The 18,095-nt window shown below is 40.4% G+C and carries 17 protein-coding genes and 1 pseudogene; 1 reads left to right on the plus strand and 17 read right to left on the minus strand.

Annotation, left to right across the window (positions count from 1 at the left end; all coding sequences use genetic code 11):
• Positions 1-6 precede the first annotated feature (6 nt).
• Genes G6W41_RS05045 through G6W41_RS05060 form a run of 4 tightly spaced genes read right to left on the minus strand, consistent with a single transcriptional unit; the run spans position 7 to position 1,686 of the window.
• Positions 7-438, minus strand: coding sequence for a hypothetical protein (locus G6W41_RS05045; protein WP_194170819.1), 432 nt, complete (start codon positions 436-438; stop codon positions 7-9).
• On the minus strand, positions 431-685 hold the full coding sequence (locus tag G6W41_RS05050; RefSeq protein WP_194170820.1) for a DUF2018 family protein: 255 nt from the start codon (positions 683-685) through the stop codon (positions 431-433). Before G6W41_RS05050 ends, G6W41_RS05045 begins: the two co-directional genes overlap by 8 nt.
• A 48-nt stretch (positions 686-733) precedes the next feature.
• The gene (locus tag G6W41_RS05055; RefSeq protein WP_194170821.1) at positions 734-1,357 is read right to left on the minus strand and encodes an HAD family hydrolase; all 624 of its coding nucleotides are present in this window, start codon (positions 1,355-1,357) and stop codon (positions 734-736) included.
• On the minus strand, positions 1,354-1,686 hold the full coding sequence (locus G6W41_RS05060) for a hypothetical protein (protein ID WP_194170822.1): 333 nt from the start codon (positions 1,684-1,686) through the stop codon (positions 1,354-1,356). Before G6W41_RS05060 ends, G6W41_RS05055 begins: the two co-directional genes overlap by 4 nt.
• A 107-nt stretch (positions 1,687-1,793) precedes the next feature.
• On the opposite strand from G6W41_RS05060, the gene G6W41_RS05065 reads away from it, so the two are divergent.
• Entirely contained in the window at positions 1,794-3,065 is a 1,272-nt protein-coding gene (locus tag G6W41_RS05065) for an O-acetylhomoserine aminocarboxypropyltransferase/cysteine synthase family protein (protein ID WP_194170823.1), read from the plus strand.
• Between the two features lie 344 nt (positions 3,066-3,409).
• Here G6W41_RS05065 and G6W41_RS10460 read toward each other — a convergent pair whose 3' ends face one another.
• The 13 genes and pseudogenes from G6W41_RS10460 to G6W41_RS05125 form a co-directional block, all read right to left on the minus strand.
• Complete coding sequence (locus G6W41_RS10460) at positions 3,410-4,570, minus strand: methyl-accepting chemotaxis protein (protein WP_430733017.1); 1,161 nt, start codon at positions 4,568-4,570, stop codon at positions 3,410-3,412.
• A 9-nt stretch (positions 4,571-4,579) separates the two neighbouring features.
• Positions 4,580-5,380: pseudogene (locus tag G6W41_RS10465) on the minus strand (nitrate- and nitrite sensing domain-containing protein); the annotation flags it as partial.
• A gap of 322 nt (positions 5,381-5,702) precedes the next feature.
• The gene (locus G6W41_RS05075; RefSeq protein WP_194170825.1) at positions 5,703-8,270 is read right to left on the minus strand and encodes a molybdopterin-dependent oxidoreductase; all 2,568 of its coding nucleotides are present in this window, start codon (positions 8,268-8,270) and stop codon (positions 5,703-5,705) included.
• Between the two features lie 10 nt (positions 8,271-8,280).
• Complete coding sequence (locus G6W41_RS05080) at positions 8,281-8,856, minus strand: cytochrome C (protein ID WP_194170826.1); 576 nt, start codon at positions 8,854-8,856, stop codon at positions 8,281-8,283.
• Positions 8,857-8,954: 98 nt separating this feature from the next.
• The gene (locus G6W41_RS05085) at positions 8,955-9,377 is read right to left on the minus strand and encodes an EamA family transporter (protein ID WP_194170827.1); all 423 of its coding nucleotides are present in this window, start codon (positions 9,375-9,377) and stop codon (positions 8,955-8,957) included.
• A 51-nt stretch (positions 9,378-9,428) separates the two neighbouring features.
• Complete coding sequence (locus tag G6W41_RS05090) at positions 9,429-10,352, minus strand: Dyp-type peroxidase (protein WP_194170828.1); 924 nt, start codon at positions 10,350-10,352, stop codon at positions 9,429-9,431.
• Positions 10,353-10,375: 23 nt separating this feature from the next.
• Positions 10,376-11,071 (minus strand): DUF4230 domain-containing protein, encoded by a 696-nt coding sequence (locus G6W41_RS05095; RefSeq protein ID WP_107965801.1) that lies wholly within the window; start codon positions 11,069-11,071, stop codon positions 10,376-10,378.
• A gap of 56 nt (positions 11,072-11,127) precedes the next feature.
• Complete coding sequence (locus tag G6W41_RS05100; RefSeq protein ID WP_194170829.1) at positions 11,128-11,961, minus strand: MBL fold metallo-hydrolase; 834 nt, start codon at positions 11,959-11,961, stop codon at positions 11,128-11,130.
• A 92-nt stretch (positions 11,962-12,053) separates the two neighbouring features.
• Positions 12,054-13,265: a threonine ammonia-lyase gene (ilvA, locus tag G6W41_RS05105; protein ID WP_107965799.1), complete on the minus strand. Its 1,212-nt coding sequence runs from the start codon at positions 13,263-13,265 to the stop codon at positions 12,054-12,056.
• Positions 13,266-13,289: 24 nt separating this feature from the next.
• Entirely contained in the window at positions 13,290-14,393 is a 1,104-nt protein-coding gene (trmA, locus tag G6W41_RS05110; protein WP_194170830.1) for a tRNA (uridine(54)-C5)-methyltransferase TrmA, read from the minus strand.
• Between the two features lie 2 nt (positions 14,394-14,395).
• Positions 14,396-16,099 carry a Na+/H+ antiporter NhaC family protein gene (locus G6W41_RS05115; RefSeq protein ID WP_194170831.1) on the minus strand — a complete coding sequence of 568 codons (1,704 nt, stop codon included), beginning with the start codon at positions 16,097-16,099 and terminating at the stop codon, positions 14,396-14,398.
• A gap of 9 nt (positions 16,100-16,108) precedes the next feature.
• The gene (locus tag G6W41_RS05120; RefSeq protein WP_103601109.1) at positions 16,109-16,855 is read right to left on the minus strand and encodes an SDR family NAD(P)-dependent oxidoreductase; all 747 of its coding nucleotides are present in this window, start codon (positions 16,853-16,855) and stop codon (positions 16,109-16,111) included.
• Positions 16,856-16,863: 8 nt separating this feature from the next.
• Entirely contained in the window at positions 16,864-18,075 is a 1,212-nt protein-coding gene (locus G6W41_RS05125) for an ankyrin repeat domain-containing protein (RefSeq protein WP_194170832.1), read from the minus strand.
• Positions 18,076-18,095 lie beyond the last annotated feature (20 nt).

Here is an 18,095-nt window from a genome sequence, read left to right on the forward strand (position 1 = left end):
ATCCTTCTATTTATCCTCGTGCGGATCTCTAAAACCCACATCCACACGCTTGCTCTCATCTAGCAGCGCCACCCTAAAATGCGCCTTTTTGTCCTTAAAATCAATAAATGATATATAAAGACTCACGCTCTCGTTTGGCGGCATCATAAAATCAGGCAAAACTCGCTGCATGTAGGTGTTTTGTCCTTGTCTTAGCGAAAAGACCATCTGCCTTGGATAGCGCCTAAAAAAGCTCTGCACAGTGATATTTGTGCTATCAAACAGCGTCCAGCGAAAGTCAAACGTCTCAACTCTTTGAGTTCGCTTTTCAGTTATAAAAACCCGCGCCCAATCATCTTTTTTAAGCTCAAATGTATGCACCGAATTTGGGTCAAAATTTGGCTCTTTTGCAAAGACAAGAGCGACCAGCAAAGCAATGAGCGCAAAAATTCTACTCATTTTGGCTTAAAATTTCTCCGCTAAGCTCGATATATAGGTCATTTAATCCGTTATAAATTTTATCTTGTTCGCTGAAAATAAAATTTCTGATCTCATCTTCACTAACGCCATGTTTTTCGCAAAGCTCGCTCATAGCTACAAATTTCTCAAAAATTTTATCTATCTCGTTTTTAACCAAAACGGCATTTGCGTTAAACAAAATGTCATAAAATTTATCCCTCGCACTGCCCTCAAATATATCTATCATCGTTGTTTCTTTGAAAATTTCTTAAGATTATAGCCAATTAAAACTAAGTTAAAAATTTAATATTATCTCCCACGCTTCGCTGACATTTTTAGCATTATAAGTCGCAGTTTTGCTCTCCTCGCCAAATCCCCAGCAAACTTGCACATAAGGCATATTTGCATTTTTGGCCGCCAGTTCGTCTTTTAGGCTATCTCCTATAAAGATCACTTTATCGGCTCCTGTTTTACTAACAGCTAGGTGAAGCATCGCAGGATCTGGCTTTTGCGGTATCTCCTTGCTAGCGCCGATAACCTCGTCAAATAGCTCATAAATTTCATTTTTCTTTAAAATTTTCTCTAGCGTATCATGCGGTGCGTTGCTTGCCAAAACGACCTTATAGTGAGCATCTCTACACTTTTGCAAAAGCTCTTTTACGCCCTCATAGGTAGTCGCACATTCATCGTAAAATTTCTTAAATTTCTCTTCAAAACCCTCTTTTAAGCTCCTGCTTGGCGTGTCGATGCCGTAAAACTCAAGGGCTAAATTTCTACCTGGCTCGTTGATCGCTTTTATGATAAATTCTTTTTCAAGTGGCGGCAAATTTAGCTCATCTCTTACTTCATTTACCGTTTTATATATCGCCTCGCCGCTATCGATCACCGTGCCGTCCATATCAAAAATAACTACTTTCAATCCTCATCCTTAAATTTATTTTTATGTTTCACTTTTTTATATGTCTTTTGATTTTTTAGCTTATCAAGTAGATTTGCCGCCTTTAAAAGCTCCTCTTTTGAGGCATTTTTGATAAGCAAATTTATAAAATTTTCTAGTGCCTTTGAGTATGGCTGATCAAGATAAACAGCCTCTATTTTTTCGATGACTTTCGCGTTTTTCTCCACTCTTTGGCGAAATTCAGCCTCGTCAAAGTCATCTCTTTTTAGCCCGTTTATCGCTGATTTTGCAAATTTTTCTAGCGCACGAAGATATTTTACACGCTTAAATTTGTCCGTGACTTGGTTCAAATTTTTCCTTTTTTTTGGCAAATTATATCAAAATTTGATTTTATCCCCTAAATTTTGGCTTTGCTAATGTATAATTTACGCCAAAATTACTTAAACAAGGAGCAAAAATGAGGCAAGAAACCGCTGCGATCCACGTAGGCTACGACACTCAGGGGGGCTTTGGCACGATGGCTGTGCCTATTTTTCAAAGCACAGCTTATGACTTTGGAAGTGCCGAGACAGCAGCTGCTAGGTTTGATCTAAAAGATAACGGCTACATCTACACAAGACTTAGCAACCCAACGACAGATATCTTTGAAAAAAGGGTCGCTGCACTTGAGGGCGGAGCCGCTGCGATAGCGACTGCAAGCGGTCAGTCAGCTTTGTTTTACAGCATAATAAATTTAGCCCAAGCAGGCGATAATATCATCATCGCTAAGAAAATTTATGGCGGCACGACGGTGCTTTTTACGCACACGCTAAAAAGATTTGGCATAGAAGCTAGAGTCTTTGACAGCGACACTGCTGATGATCTAGAGAGCTTGATAGACGAAAAAACTAGGGCTATATTTTTTGAAACGCTTTCAAATCCGCAAATTTCTATCCCAAATATCGAAAAGATCGTAGAAATCGCAAATAAATATGGCATCATCAGCATCACCGATAACACCGTGCCAACGCCTATCATCTTTCAGCCACTTCGCCACGGCGTCGATGTTTGCGTGCATAGCGCTAGCAAATATATGAGCGGTCAGGGCCTTAGCCTAGCGGGCGTGGTCGTCAGTGCAAATCACCTAAACGAAAAGCTAAAAGGTAACAAGAGATATGAGCACTTTAACGTGCCAGACGCGAGCTATCACGACATCGTATATGCTGATATGACCGATCGTTTTGACATCTACACGCTAAGAATGAGGCTTGCTATCGTGCGCGACATCGGCGCTGTGATATCTCCGTTTAACTCTTGGCAGCTCATACAAGGGCTTGAAACGCTCGCTGTTAGGGTTGAAAGACACTCGCAAAACGCGCTAAAAGTGGCTAAATTTCTAAACTCTCACAAACATATAAAAAGTGTGGCATACCCAGGGCTTGCCGAAAACGTGGATCACGCAAAGGCGCAAAAATACTTTAAAGATGGCATGGCAAATGGACTATTTTGCTTTGAGACTGATAGCTTTGAGCGTGCAAAAAAGATGCTAGAGCGCGTAAAACTCTTTAAGATCGTAGTAAATATCGGCGATACAAAGTCGCTCATCACACACCCAGCCTCAACGACCCACCAGCAGCTAAGCAGTGAAGAGCTCATCAAAGCTGGCATCACAAAAGAGCTGATAAGAGTTAGCATAGGTCTTGAAAACGCCGAGGATCTGATAGCTGATCTGGCTCAAGCCTTAGAATAGAATTTTCTATTTTTTTCTAGCTCATCTTGGGCTAGAAATTTAAATTTGACCTTCAAAAACTTCCATTAAATTTTAAAATTTGCAAGCGATCATATCACATCACCAAATTTTAAACTTGCTAGAGTTTTAAATCGCATGCAGTGCGTTAGCGCTATTGCATGCCACCGCTAACGTCGTCGGGGTTGGGGGATTGTTAAGGGGGAAGGGAGCTTTTTTGCTTCGCAAGCTCGCAACTGCAAGCAGACCGTAATTAAAGCCTCTTCCCCCTTAACAATAAAATTTATAATTTATTTTGTAGTCTTATTTAAACAAATTTGATTTTGTTAAAACTCTAAAGAAAGAAGTTAAAACCTCTTCTTCCTAACATCTTCAACTATAGCTTTAGCCATCTCATCTACTTCTGATGTGACTTCGTTTGCTTGGTTTGCAATTACAACGTTTTCTTTTGTTAGGTGATCTATTTGAGCAACTGATTGATTTATCATATTGATACCTTCACTTTGCTCTTTTATAGATTCACTCATCTCATTTATTGATTGAGCTAGGACATTTGTATTTGCTTCTATCTCACCTAGAGATTTTTGAGTTCTCTCTGCTAGTTTTCTAACTTCATCAGCAACAACGGCAAAGCCTCTACCATGCTCTCCTGCACGTGCAGCTTCTATTGCAGCATTAAGAGCTAGAAGGTTTGTTTGATCTGCTATATCTCTAATGATAGTTATGATGTTTTTAATCTCATCACTTTGTCTTATAACATCAGCTGTCTTTTGAGAGATGGCATTCATTGAGCTAGACATTTGCTCAACTGCAGCTGCAGATTCTTGTAAGCTATTTGCTTGAGTGTTTGCTGAGCTTGTTACTTGAGATACTGACTCAGCTAGAAGTTTAGCTTTTTCTTCTAGTACTTGAGCTTGGTTTAGATTGTCATTTAGCATTTTAGAGATTTCAATGCCAAGAGAGTTTATGCCACTTGCTATCTTACCATCATCATCAAGTCTTTTTGTAAAGTCTTGGTTTTTATAAGTGTTAAGTAGATCAAGTACATCTTTGCCGTTACTTGAGATTGCATTTTTAAGAGCAAGTTGTAGATCTTTAAATGTGCTTTTTAGTTGATTTAGAGCTGGGTTATTAGTATCAGCTTCTAAGTTTGCTTCATAGTTGCCATCTTTTATCTCATTTACAAAGGTGTTTGCTTTTTGGATGAAGGTGTTCTCATGCTCTTTTGCCGTCTGGATAACCTCTATATTTTCATTTATGAGCGACGACATGATGCAAATTTCATCTTTACCTTTTAAACTTAGAAGTTTAGCAGAATTTGTCTTGTTGTTTAGATATAAGAAAAACTCGCTTAGCCCGCCCTTTACGCTATCGATACCCGAGATGATATTTTTACCGACAAAAAATGAAACCAAAACAAGCAAGAGTATAAAACAGGCAAGCAAAATAACCATAGAAACAGCTAAGTTGCCAGCTTCGCTCATATCTTGTAAAGCTTTATCTTTCATATCATTTAACAAGTAAAGCTCATAGTTTCTAAAGTCATCGATCAAATTTGTAATGCTTTGAAACCAACTAGCCGCTTCGAACTTGCTAGCTGTCTCATCTGGAGTAGCGATAGCACTTTTGATGATATCATCTATCTTTTTAAACTCATCACTTTGCAAGATCTCTTTTTGCAGGCTGTCTGCGTATGTGCCTGCGTTAAATTTCACATAGTCATTTAAGAGATTTTTGATATTTGCATTAAATGAAACCAAATTTACGTATGTATTTTTATCGATGTTATGTTTTATAAAGGCAGCATTTAACACCGCCCTTGTGATACCAAAATACTCTTTGATCTTTGAGATGCTAAAAATTCTAGCCAAGTTATCTTTCATATCAGGCTCAGAACTGCTTGCGAGGGAATTTTCAAATATAAGTGTATTTTCGATCATATCGTGAAATTTAGGAGCTATGAGAGCAAAACTTTCTTTGCTATCTACTTTAGCTCTTATGCTATTAAGCTCGCTTGAAAGTTCATCTTTGTTAGAAAGTTTAGACAAAACGCTATCAACTTTAGCTCTTTGCTCTTTTAAATTTTTATCAGAATCTTTGCCATTAGCTATAAAGCCTGCGCTATAGCCACGCTCTTTTTGAAGTTCATGGATAAATTCACTTTGTTTTATGATATCTTCAGCTGTATTAAGGCTTGATACAGCTTGGCTTCTACTCTTAAAAACGCCATTTAAAATATAAATACTTGTTGCACTTAAACAAATAAGACTTAAAATTACAATTAGTAGGATCTTTATTTTTATACTTAGATTATTCATTTTTCATTCCTTTGCATTACAAGATACGATATATTGGCTGTTTCTCCCAAAAAACGAAGCGGATTTTATTACTTTAATAATTAAATATAACTTGAAAATATAAATTACATTTAAGCAACAATAAATTTACTTTAATTAACAAATAGCCTATTTTAGGTGATTTAAGAAAATTTTAATTACAAATAAATAATGTAAATTAATAAAAATTATTCAAATTTTCTCTTAAATTTATGACAATAATTAAATAAATTTGAAAAAGTAGTTAAAGATATTTTATAAGCAAAGATAAATTTAAGCAGGAGATCACTCCCCTGCTTTGAAATTATTTAGAAAATTTTGGCTCAGAAAATGCTGTAAGTTTTGGTGCTTCATCGCCTTGATATTTTCTGATATTTACAAGAGCTGTGTGGCTGATGTTGCCGTTTGCTAGCTTACTTGTTGGGATATCTATGGTTAGCACGTTTGCAGAGCCATTTTTGCAGATGCCACTATCAAAGCCGTCATACCAAGCGCCCTCAGCTAGTTTTACAACGCCCTCTTTGATGTTTTTAGTCACATAAGCACCAGCTAGTACCTCGCCGCGAGCGTTAAATACACACACCAAATCGCCTGTTTTTACGCCAAGCTCTTTTGCGTCATTTTCGTTTATCCACACTGGCTCGCGGTTAGCGATAGCATACTTCTCACGAAGTGAAGTTTGGCTTAGCTGTGAGTGCAAGCGGTCAGTTGGGTGAGAGCTTATCATGTGGTATTTTGCAGGTTTGTCTTTCATGCCTAGCCACTCGATCGGCTCAAACCAAGTTGGGTGTGCCTTGCAGTCATCATAGCCCATTTTCTCGATCGTATCTGAGTAAATTTCGATAAGACCGCTAGGCGTTCCAAGAGCGTTTAGCACAGGATCTTCTCTAAACTCACCAAGCCTTACCCAATTATCACTATCTTGAGATGAGGTAAATGTGACTGGTTTGTTTTCATTCCAAAACTCTTCAAATGGCTTCATATCACTTGCGAGCTCAGGGACCGCTTTTACTTGAGCGTAGGCTGCGTCGTAGTACTCTTTGATCCAGTCAAACTCGTCTTTGCCGTTATCTGTGTAGGCGATAGCTAAATTTTTAGCATAAGCCTTGCAAAGGTCAGTGAAAATTTGATAGTCATCTTTTGCTTCGCGGTATTTTTCAACGACTTGTTTCATTGGCACGATGTTCATGTTTGAGTAGTCCCCAGTCATCGTGATGTCGTTTCTCTCATACTCTGTGGTGACTGGAAAGACGATATCAGCCATCTTTGCTGTCGGTGTCCAGTAAGCTTCGTGAACGACAACCGTTCTTGGCTTTCTCCACGCTTTTAAATTTGTATTAGTATCTTGGTGATGAACTAGTGGGTTGCCGCCGACCCAGTAGATAAAGTCGATGTCTGGGTAGGTGATCTTTTTACCGTCATGATCTATCACTTTGCCAGGGTGAAGCAACGCATCAGCGATACGAGCTACTGGGAAAGCGTAGTTGGTTGCTTTTTGTAGCCAGCTTTGACCTGTGCCTGCTACTGCGGCTGCTTTTGCGACGAAGCGACCGTGTTTGTCAAACTCGCCTGTATCAGTGCCGATAAACTCGCCTTTTTCGTTAAATTTACCCACACTTGCGCTATTTACGCCGCCAATGACTGCGCCTTTGCATGTTGGTGCGCCGCCGTTTGAGTAGTGGTAGCTTAAGCCAAAGCCTCCACCTGGTAGGCCTATCTGACCGATCATCGCAGCTAGCGTTACCATCGCCCAGTGTGGTTGCTCGCCGTGGTGAGCGCGCTGCATACCCCAGCCACTCATTAGCATCGTGCGGTTGCTTACAAATGTATCAGCTAGCTCTTTTAAAGTATCTTTGTCGATACCACAAATTTTGCTCGCCCACTCTAAATTTTTAGGAGTGTTGTCTGTCTTGCCTAGTAGATATGGGAGGAATTTATCAAAGCCATAAGTGTAGTTTTCGATAAATTCTTTATCGTATTTGCCACTTTCATATAGGTAGTGCATCATGCCTAGCATCATCGCTGTGTCGGTGTTTGGCACTGGAGCGATCCACTGAGCTTTGTCGAAGTATTGTGCTGTTTCAGACCTGATAGGATCGATCACGATAACCTTGATATCTTTTTTGTTTTTTAGCTCCTCAAAGTATTTAAAGCCCTGCTCATCAGTCGCTGTCCAAGCTATGCGAAGAGTAGCTAGTGGGTTTGCACCCCAGATGACTACGACTTTTGAGTTTTCAAGCACTACTGGCCAGCTAGTTTGCTGCTCATAAACCTCTATACTACCTACAACGTGAGGCATGATGATCTGGCTAGCACCTGTTGAGTAGTCGCCAAGTGAGCCAACAAAACCACCACTAAGGTTCATAAATCTATGAAGTAAAATTCTCGAGTTATGCACATTGCCGCTTGATTTCCAGCCGTAGCTACCTGCAAAAACGCTTTGTAAGCCCTTTTGCGCTCTTGTTTTTTTAAGCTCTTTAGCAACTAGCTTGATCGCGTCCTCATAAGGCACCTCGACCCATTCGTCTATGCCACGAAGCTCTGGTTTTGGGCTATCTGGATTTTGCAAGTAGCTCTTTCTTACCATTGTGTGTTTGATACGACTTTTATAGATCATATCTGGTGTGTAGTGCTGAAGTGGGTTGTAAATTTCACTTGTTTTTTGGATAGGCTCTGACTTTACAGCGATGCCGTTTTTAGTTGTCACTTTTAGCATGCCCCAGTGAGCAGCTGTAAGAGTTTCGCCATTTTTTAAAACGCCCTTTTTAACCTCATCAGCAAACAAATTTGAAGCTGTTACACCTGAAAGTAAAGGTGTAGCTGCAAGTGCTGTTGCACCTTTTTTTAGAAAATCTCGTCTGTTCTCGTTCATCGTGTTCTCCTTATTTGCCTAAATTCACATCAGATGAGTGTTTTTGTAGGTACTCGATAACTAGCCACTCGTCTTTTTTCTCTATTGCGGTTCTGCCGATCATTGATTTTAGAAGTGACGGCCACTGATTTGCGTTAAAGTGCGTAGTTTGAGGCAACGCATGGCAAACGCCACAGCTCTCTTTATACATCTTATCAGCTTTTGCAAACATTGCATTTACGTCAGTGCTAAAGCCATCTTTTTGAACAAAAACTGTCGTTTCTACCTCGTTCCATTTACCGTTTTTGCCCTCTTTTATCACTTTGATGTCAAAAGGCGCAGTTTTTGCAAATGCTACTGAAATGATCCTCGCGCCATCAGCGAAATAAACTACGTTGCTAACGGCTGGGTTTTGATAGCCTTTTACTTTGATCTGCGCTCTGTCGCCGCTAGTTTGCAAAATTTCAACTGCGTTGGTTGGTAGCAGCCTGCCTATGCTCTTAGCTGAGTTTGCGTCAGCATATACGTCCTTTACGAGATCTGTGTAGTTCATACCCGCACCAAATGCAGCACAAGCTACGATGGCTGAAAGAATGATTTTTTTCATATTTCTCCCTTCAAAATGAAATCGTTCAAATTCTAGGGGCTTTTTGATTAATTACAAATTAAAATTAAAAATATGCTTTAAGGATAATGCAGAAAATTTTATTTAAAAATGAGTAAAAATACGCCAGATACGATAAGGCAGAGGGCTAAAATTTCTTTTAAATTTAGCCTCTCACCAAGAAAGACAACAGCCAAAATGACAGCCAGCACAACGCTAAATTTATCAACCAGCGCTACCTGATAGACCTTGCCCGCTTGCATCGCTTTAAAATACATAAGCCAAGATAGCCCAGTAGCTATGCCACTTAGTATGAGAAAGAGCCAGTTTTTAGGGCTTAGAGAGCTTAGTGGCTGCCATTTTTTAGCCACGCTTAAAAGTAAAATAAGCATAAAAACGACAACGATCGTTCTTATAAATGTCGCAAAATCGCTATCGATATCCTTTACGCCAAGCTTTGCAAAGATCGCGGTAAGTGCAGCAAAAATAGCCGAAAGAGCTGCATAGATAAACCACTCTGGCATCTTTATCCTCTTAAATTTAAAGGGGCAAATTTGCTTCGCCCCAATCTAAATTTATCCCTCGTAATCACCAAGCATATCAAGCGTAGGAGCAAAAAAGAGAGCCCCAGTCACTGGCGTACTAAAGTCAAGCAGCCTATCTGAGTTGCCTTTTGGCTCGCCGATAAACATCTTTTTAAGCATAAGCTCAACCGTTGAAAATGTGCTAGCATAAGCGATGAAATAAGTGCCTGTTTTGCTACCTTCAGTAAATGGCATATTGCCACGCACGACCTTTTTATCGTCGCCGACATTTGCAGCTGAAGAGTGTGAATTTGTAGGTTTTACGCTCTCGTCCATCTCGATGTCATACTCTTTTGAGCGGCCTATAACCTTTTCTTGCTCGCTTACGCTTGTGGCGTTCCACTCTTGCATTTTATGGAAGTATTTTTGCACGAAAACATAGCTTCCGCCTTTAAATTTAGCATCCTCTTTGCCTACTTTTGCAAAAAGGTCTCTATCTTCGCCATCAGGATTTTCAGTGCCATCGACAAAGCCAATTATCGCTCTGCCGTCGTGGTACTTAAAGCCTTGAGTCTCATCTGTAAGCTCTGCAAATTTAAACAAAACTTCTTTGATATTTTGCGCCATGTCAAAGCAATCAGCCGCATTTAGCGCACGGATGTGGATGTGGATATCGCCCTTTGTGCTAACAGCTTCATGTTTATCGCCTTTGATAGCTTTAAAATTTACAAGCTCTTTTGGCAATTCTTTTGAAATTTCAAGCTTTTTCCAAGCATCATGACCCACGCCAAGGACGCAGTTTACATTTTCGTTTGCGCCAAATCTAACTTTAGCAGTTTTGTTTAAATTTACAACTAAAGCACAAAGCTTAGCAAAGCCCTCTTTACATGATTTTTTGTCGCCTTTTAAAACCCATGTTTGAAAGACTGTGTTGTTACCAGGTGCTTGTGTGACCTCTTGTGAATTTACACTCATTTTTTCTCCTTTAAATTTTGCTTTTATGCGATATTTTCTAAATTTAATTGCTCATTGATATGATCATCGCTATCGTCAAAGACAAACTCGACCTTGTTTGCGCCAAAGCTCTTAGCTATCGCTTCAAGCGTGTCGCGAGCTGATTTATGAATTTTACTTTGAAGCTGCGAGATAAGGCGAACGCTCATCTTTTTGACTTCATTTCTGGCCTCTTCGATTAGTCTATTTTTATCTTCTTCTGTAAAAGTGCTACCAAAAAAGCCATTTAGCGAGTCAGGCAACAAAAATGGTATAAATTTGCCATTTTTTTCATCGTAAAATTTCATATCTGCGATTGAAAATTTATACTTACATGGAGGCATTTTTATCTTGTAGCTAGAGTTTGCGATCTGCATGATCTCAAGTCTAGGGCTAGTTAGGTCGTAGATGAAATTTATCTCAAACTCAAATATCATCGAAAGCTTCTTCTCGCTTACCAGCCACCTTAGATACTCTTTGCCAAAATTTCCAAACGCATGATCTGTCTTTGTGACGATCTCTTTGCTATACACCTGAAAAACAGATAGCTCGCCGATGCTTTTTAGCTGCGAAATTTCAGTGCTGACTGAGACATTTTCGCTATCATCTTTTGCCTTTTTTAGCGCTTTGTTTGACCTATAAAATGCAAATGCCAAAATAGCTAGCAAGATAGCTAATATCAAATTTGCGTATTCGCTCATATTTTCTCCTTTAAAGCCCGCATTTTATCCTAAATTTGTAAAGCAAAAGAAATTTATCACTCTGGCAAGGTGATAGGGCTCTTATAAGGCATGTGAGCTCCCACTATCTTTGTAGTCTCGTCCTCCAAGCCATCAAGCACCTTTTCTCTTGTTTTGGCAGCTTGGGCTGGATCTACATCATAAGTGATAGATATGCTTGGCTCGACCTCTTGCACTGCTAGGACGTGAAGAAGATCAGCTATAAAGATGATCTTGTCGTTATCTGTCTCAAAGCTTATCATGTTGTGCCCTGGAGTGTGGCCGTAGGCTGGGATAGCCATAATCTTTAGCGCCCCGTTAAATAGCGGCTTTTTATGGTCAAAAAAGCTCTTATCATCTTTATAAAGCGATAAAATTTCTTTTGTCCTCTCGTCTTTGCCCTTCATCCAGTAGCCCCACTCCTTTTCATCTATAAGAAGCTTGGCGTTTTTAAATGTCTTTTTGCCTCCATCTATGAGCCCACCTATGTGATCAGGATGAGCGTGCGTGATGATGACATAGGTTAGATCCTCTGGCTTTATATTGCCAAAAGTTTGCAGATCATACTTTAAAATTTTCAAGCTATCTTCATAGCCGCTATCTATAAGTGCCGTGTAGTCCTCGCACTTTGCAAACATTACGTTGTGTTTGTTTGGTAAATTTTTAGTATTTGCCACAAGCTCTTTTTGCGCCTCATCTTTGGCTATTAGCTTATCTACTGGCGCGTCAGTCGTCTTTAGTGAAAATACATAAAGCTTGCATCCACCCATAGCTCCTATCCATACTTGATCGTTTTGCTTGCTAACCACCTCATCATCGGCACAAAAAGCTAAAGTGCAAAACAACGCAAGGCTTAATAAACACTTTTTCATATCTCATCCTTGAATAAATTTGCGAAATTTTAGTCCTGTAAATTTAATGAAAGTTAATGCTCACTACTTTAAAAGGTAGCGAGCTTATAAATTTAGAAGAGTTGAGTGAAAGAAAAGCCATTTTTATTAAGCGTATCTTTGATCTTTTCTTGATGCTCAAGCCCTTTTGTCTCAAGCGTGATAGTGATGCTTGCATCGCCGTAGTCAAGCTTTGTTGAAAAGCGGTCATAGTCGATCTTAACTATGTTTGCATTTGCTGATTTTAGGCTATCAGTTAGGCTCATGAGCGCTCCTGGCTTATCTACAAGTGTGATTTGCAAGGTCATCTTGCGGTGAGACTTGATAAGACCCTTTTCGATGATGATAGAAAGCACTTGAACATCGATATTTCCGCCACTTAGCACCACGCCTATCTTTGCGCCTTTTTTAAATTTGATCTTATCATGCATAAGTGCTGCCACGCCAGCTGCACCAGCTCCCTCAACTACGATCTTTTGCGTCTCTAGCAAAAATAAAATCGCAGTTGCGATCTCCTCATCATCGACCTGCACAAACTCATCCACGCACTCAACGATATTTTTAAGCGTTATCTCGCTCGCATCACGCACAGCGATGCCATCAGCTATAGTGCGAACTGACTTTGAGTTTATGCTCTTTTTAGCGCCGTAGCTGTTAAACATCGCTGGAGCGCCCTTTGCGCCGACGCAAACGACTTTAGTTTTTGGATTGACTTGCTTTATACAGCTTGCCACGCCGCTAGCCAAGCCACCACCGCCAACTGGCACTACAACCATATCAAGGTCGCTTATCTCATCAAGCATCTCAAGACCCACAGTGCCCTGCCCTGCCATAACATACTCGTCGTTAAATGGATGAACAAAGGTCATATCCTTTTCTTTGGCGTAGTTCACCGCAAAAGCGTATGCCTCGTCGAAGTTATCGCCCTTTAAAATGACCTCTGCGCCAAGGTCCTTCGTGCCAGCTACCTTTAAAAGTGGCGTAGACTCTGGCATGACGATACAAGCGTGCACGCCAAATTCTTTTGCACTTATAGCTACGCCTTGAGCGTGGTTGCCAGCGCTTGCAGCCACGACGCCACGTTTTCTCTCCTCGTCGCTTAGGCTAGCTATTTTGTTATATGCGCCTCTTATCTTATATGCGCCCGTTCTTTGTAAATTTTCTTCTTTCAAATAGACATTTGCGCCCAAAATTTTACTAAGCTTCGCGCTTTGCGCAAATGGGGTCTTGGTCACGAAATGACCGATCGTTATCTTTGCTTGGATGATTTTATTTAATGAAACCATTTTTTTAAATTTTCCTTTTTAAATTTATTCTTTTGCCCTAAGCAGCACGCCACACTCGATGTGATGAGTGTTTGCAAACTGATCAAAGAGCGCAAATTTTATCACTTTATGGCTTTTAGTAAGCTCATTTAGATTTTCTTTTAGTGTCTCTGGGTTGCACGAGATGTAGATGATGTTTTTGAAATTTCTAATGAAATTTATGACGCTTTCACTTAGTCCTGCGCGAGGCGGATCGACAAGGACGTGTGAGAAGTTAAAGTCGCTTAATTTTATCTCTTTTAGCCTGTTAAACTCCCTAACGCCAGCAAATGCGCTCATCAGCTCATCAGCGTCCATTCGCAAAAATTTGATATTTTCTGCCCCATTTAGCTCGCAGTTTTTAAGGGCATTTGCGATCGAGCTTTTTGAAATTTCAGTGGCAAGAACGTTTTTAAATTTAAACGAAAGCGGGATAGTAAAATTCCCATGTCCGCAGTAGAGCTCCAGCAAGTCAGCGCCACCCTCAACGCACTCTTTTGCCCAAGCTATCATCTTCTCATTTACCGCTTTATTTGGCTGGATAAAGGCATTTTCACTTAGGCTAAATTTATAAATTTGCCCATCAATATTTAGCTCATCAACTAAATTTAGCTCACCGCTAAGAAGCTTTTGACCACGAGATCTAGCTAGGATCATCGCATCAAGCTTGCTAGCTAGAATTTTCATCGCCGCTTCAAACTCACTATCAAGCTTTTTGTGATAAAGAAGCGTGACTAAGGTGCCGCTTTTACAGGCGATAAACTCCACTCCAAAGAGCTTTGTGCGTAAAATTTCATCATCTTGCAAGCTCTCAAGTAGCCTTGGCATGAGATGTGAAATTTGCTCGCAAACCTTTGGGCACTCATCTATGAAGACCTTTTTATCTTTTTCGCTTGCGTGCATCGTATAGCTAAGCTTGCTGCCCTCGTGCCAGATGCCAAACTCAGCCCTCGTGCGGTAGTGCTTTGGGCTTGAGCTAAAAACATCAAATTTGCCATCATAAAATGGGGAGAAATTTTGCTTGATAAGATCAGTTTTAAATGAAATTTGCTCACTATAAGGGGTAAAAAGAGTGCATGATCCGCACTCTTTTAGGTATTTGCAGTCCAAATTTATGCCGCTTTCTCTTCGACTTTTTTACCGACAAATCTAACCAAAGCCCAGATCGCTAAAAATCCGCAAGGAAGTGCGATCCAAACGCTTAGACCAAGTGCTACAGGCAAGTAGCCAACAAGCACACAAACCGCACAAACACTAAGTGCGTAGATCATCTGCGTTGAGACGTGATCGATATGGCTACATCCTGCGCCCATTGATGAAAGTATCGTAGTGTCTGATATCGGCGAGCAGTGGTCACCAAAGATAGCGCCAGTTAAAACGCTTGAGATATTTACGATCATATAAGCGTGCATCGCATCGCCATCTAAGCCGTAGTTTTTGCCCACTGCATAAGCTAGCGGGATAGCAAGAGGCATCAAAATGCCCATTGTGCCATAGCTGGTGCCAGTTGAGAAGCTGATAAATGAGCCAAGAATGAAAACAGCCACTGGCAAGATAAATTTAGGCGTTGAATCACTTAGTAGATCAACCAAATATCTTGAAGTGCCAAGCTCTTTAATAACCGCGCTAAGGCTCCAAGCAAGAAGCAAGATGACGACCGTGATGATCATAGTTTTCCAGCCCTTTACCCATGTGCTAATGGCCTCTTTTACATCAAAAATTTTGCGCCAAACGCCCATGACGATAGCTACTATACTAGCGAGCAATGCTGCTTGAAATAGCGATGTAGCAGAGTCAGCTGCGCCAAAAGTATCTTTAAATGTTGAAAATGAAAGTGGATTTGCAAGTGCATTTTTAAGAGTATCGCCCTCAAGTGCAGCAAGACCGCTAAAATAAAAGCTAGTAAATGCGCCGATAACTAGCACAAGAAGCGGCACTATCGCATTTGAAGCGCTTAGTTTTACGCCCTCTTTTGGCTCAAGAGTCTTATCTTCAAGGTCTTGAATTTGAGTTTTGCCTGAGTGAAGCTCGCCTCTTCTAGCGCGTCTTTCAGCTGCTAGCATAGGACCATACTCGCGTTGCATCAAGGCTGTGCAGACGATGAAAAACAAGATAAAGAGGTTGTAAAATCTATATGGAATGGTCTCGATAAATATAGAATAAGCGTTTATGTCAGTCTCGCCGATAAGCTCGTAGCCCTTTTCGATGAGTGAGACTTCAAGACCGACCCATGTCGAGATGATAGCGATACCAGCGATCGGAGCTGCAGTAGCGTCGATGATGAAGGCTAGCTTTTCGCGGCTGATTTTAAATTTATCGCTTATTGGTCTCATGATAGGACCAACGATTAGGGCGTTTGCGTAGTCATCGAAAAATACAAAGATACCCATAAGCCAAGTTGAAATTTGAGCTGAAACGCCAGTTTTTGCCTTTTTGCTAAGCCAAAGAGCAACCGCCTTTGTGCCACCCATCTTTGTGATAAGTGCGACCACACCGCCTATACAAAGCACTTGAAGCAAGATGCCTGAGTCGGTCTTGTCAGCCATCGAGTCAACGACCCTTGAAACGATGCCAGTAAAGCCTTTTACGATGCCCATAAAGACGTTTTCATTGATGATATTTATGAGAAACGTTCCGCTAAAAACACCGATAAATAGCGACAATATAACGTCTTTTGTGATAAAAGCAAGTGCTATTGCCACAACAGGCGGTATAAGCGTGAATACGCCGTAAATTTCAGCGTTTCTCTTTGCCACTTCTGGATCAACACCAAAAAGCGCGGCACTAAAAAATAGTAATAATAAAATTTGTCTCACAAGAACTCCTTAAAATTTTTCTATCGCAAGCCCAGCCCAAGTCTGCGTATTTGCCATGACTTCGACCCTGTTTATATTTACACTCTCAGGCATATTTAGGCAGTTAAGCAAAATGGTCGCTATATCCTCAGCTGTGATGAAATTTGTATGCTCATAGATGCTATCAGCCTTTGCCTTATCGCCCTTAAATCTAACTTCGCTAAATTCAGTCTTACAAAGACCTGGCTCGATGTTTGTCACCCTGATATTTGTGCCAACTAGATCGTTTCTTAAATTTAGACTAAACTGCTTTACAAAGGCCTTTGTAGCGCCATAAACGTTGCTACCAGGATACGGCCACGAGCCAGCTGTTGAGCCAAGGTTAAAGATATAGCCCTTTTCTTGCTTGTAAAGTAGTGGCAAAACCGCCTTTGTAGAGTAGATGAGACCCTTTACGTTTGTGTCTATCATCGTCTCAAAGTCCTCTACCTTTGCGTCTATCGTCTTTTCTTGTCCCAAGGCAAGTCCAGCGTTATTTACAAGCACTTCGATATCTTTAAATTTATCAGGCAGGCTATCAACTGCGTCAAAAACAGCCTTTTTATCACGTATGTCAGCTACGATAATGTGCGTGTCGCCAAGCTCACTTGCTAGCTTTTTTAGCCTATCTTCGCGCCTTGCAAGAGCTACTATCTTGTAGCCCTCTTTTGAGAGTCTTCTAGCGATCGCCTCGCCAAAGCCAGATGTCGCACCTGTCACAAAAGCTGTCTTTTTCATATCTCTTCCTAATTAAAATTTGGCTTTAAGCCAAGATCTTCTAAAAATTTAATATTTTTTTCGTTTTTATCTTTAATCGCATAATCAAGCGCGTTAAATCCCGCATCATCAGTGGCGTTTATATCAGCGCCGTTATCTATCAAAAGCTTTAAAATTTCAGGCGTTGCGTGAGCTGCTGCATGCATAAAAACGCTTCTGTTTGTATGCTCTAGGCCGCACGTATCCTCTACTTGCATCATGCCTAAATTTATCATATTCATCTTAGACTGCTCGTCGATGTAGCTCTCGTTTGCATTGGCTCCGCTCTTTAGCAAAAGCTCGCAAAGAGGCGCATCCTCAAACTGCACAGCATAAAAAAGCGCACTTTTGCCAAAGAAATTTTTGTGATTTACATCGGCTCTATTTTTAAGCAAAATTTTCACATTTTCTAAATTTTTAAGAGCAAAAAATAGCGGCGTTTCATCGCCTAAATTTACGTCAGCCCCGCGCCTTATGATCTCTTCTATCATCTCGCTACTTTTGTCATTTAGCAGTGCGATATCAAGTAAATTTGTAAGCTCTGCGGTGGTGAAATTTTTAGAATAAAGCAAATTTGCAAGCTCGTCTTGACTTAGCTTTTGAGCCATCATCTTTTGCTCAGAAGTTAAAATTTTAGCTTTATTTACATTTTTGCCAACGCTAAAGCTTAAAAACTCATTTATCACGCTAGTTGCGTAGTAAGCGGCACTTGCGCTATCAACGCCTAAAGCCTCATAAAATTTAACCAGCGGAGTTTGAGCATTTTTATAAGCTTCGCTGAATTTTTTATATTTTAAGAAATTAAACAAGCTCTCATTCGCCCAGTATCTAAAGTACTCCATTTGAGCGTCTTTTTGAGCCTCAGCCACTTCTGGCTTTGCAAGCTCTTTTTGATAGATATCAGGGGCAAACGAAGCTTTTAGCAAGATCCATCTAAATTTATTTAAATTTTCTCTATAAACGCCCTCGCCAACACAGCTTTGAGACTCGCTTCTAACAGCCACACTCGCATCAAAAAGCTCTTTTACCTCTTTTAAATTTAAAAGCGAGCCATCGCAATAAAATAGCCCCTCATTCGCGTAAGCAAGCTCGTTTGGAGTAGTTTTAAAGCTCTCTTTTTTAGCAAGATCACTGCACTCTAATGCGTGTAAATTTACAAAAAGAAAACTGCTAAAAAAGAGAAAAAAAGCTACTTTTTTCATCAAAGCTCCTTAAAATTTCG

The organism is Campylobacter concisus, assembly GCF_015230035.1.
Lineage (GTDB): Bacteria > Campylobacterota > Campylobacteria > Campylobacterales > Campylobacteraceae > Campylobacter_A > Campylobacter_A concisus_BK.

Bases quoted from the DNA above. Each gene is read 5' to 3' on its own strand.
- G6W41_RS05100 (WP_194170829.1), bottom strand. From the start codon at position 11,961: ATGAAAAAGTGTTTATTAAGCCTTGCGTTGTTTTGCACTTTAGCTTTT.
- G6W41_RS05095 (WP_107965801.1), bottom strand. From the start codon at position 11,071: ATGAGCGAATACGCAAATTTGATATTAGCTATCTTGCTAGCTATTTTG.
- G6W41_RS05125 (WP_194170832.1), bottom strand. From the start codon at position 18,075: ATGAAAAAAGTAGCTTTTTTTCTCTTTTTTAGCAGTTTTCTTTTTGTA.
- G6W41_RS05065 (WP_194170823.1), top strand. From the start codon at position 1,794: ATGAGGCAAGAAACCGCTGCGATCCACGTAGGCTACGACACTCAGGGG.
- ilvA (WP_107965799.1), bottom strand. From the start codon at position 13,265: ATGGTTTCATTAAATAAAATCATCCAAGCAAAGATAACGATCGGTCAT.
- G6W41_RS05120 (WP_103601109.1), bottom strand. From the start codon at position 16,855: ATGAAAAAGACAGCTTTTGTGACAGGTGCGACATCTGGCTTTGGCGAG.
- G6W41_RS05085 (WP_194170827.1), bottom strand. From the start codon at position 9,377: ATGCCAGAGTGGTTTATCTATGCAGCTCTTTCGGCTATTTTTGCTGCA.
- G6W41_RS05080 (WP_194170826.1), bottom strand. From the start codon at position 8,856: ATGAAAAAAATCATTCTTTCAGCCATCGTAGCTTGTGCTGCATTTGGT.
- G6W41_RS05050 (WP_194170820.1), bottom strand. From the start codon at position 685: ATGATAGATATATTTGAGGGCAGTGCGAGGGATAAATTTTATGACATT.
- G6W41_RS05075 (WP_194170825.1), bottom strand. From the start codon at position 8,270: ATGAACGAGAACAGACGAGATTTTCTAAAAAAAGGTGCAACAGCACTT.
- G6W41_RS10460 (WP_430733017.1), bottom strand. From the start codon at position 4,570: ATGAAAGATAAAGCTTTACAAGATATGAGCGAAGCTGGCAACTTAGCT.
- G6W41_RS05090 (WP_194170828.1), bottom strand. From the start codon at position 10,352: ATGAGTGTAAATTCACAAGAGGTCACACAAGCACCTGGTAACAACACA.
- G6W41_RS05045 (WP_194170819.1), bottom strand. From the start codon at position 438: ATGAGTAGAATTTTTGCGCTCATTGCTTTGCTGGTCGCTCTTGTCTTT.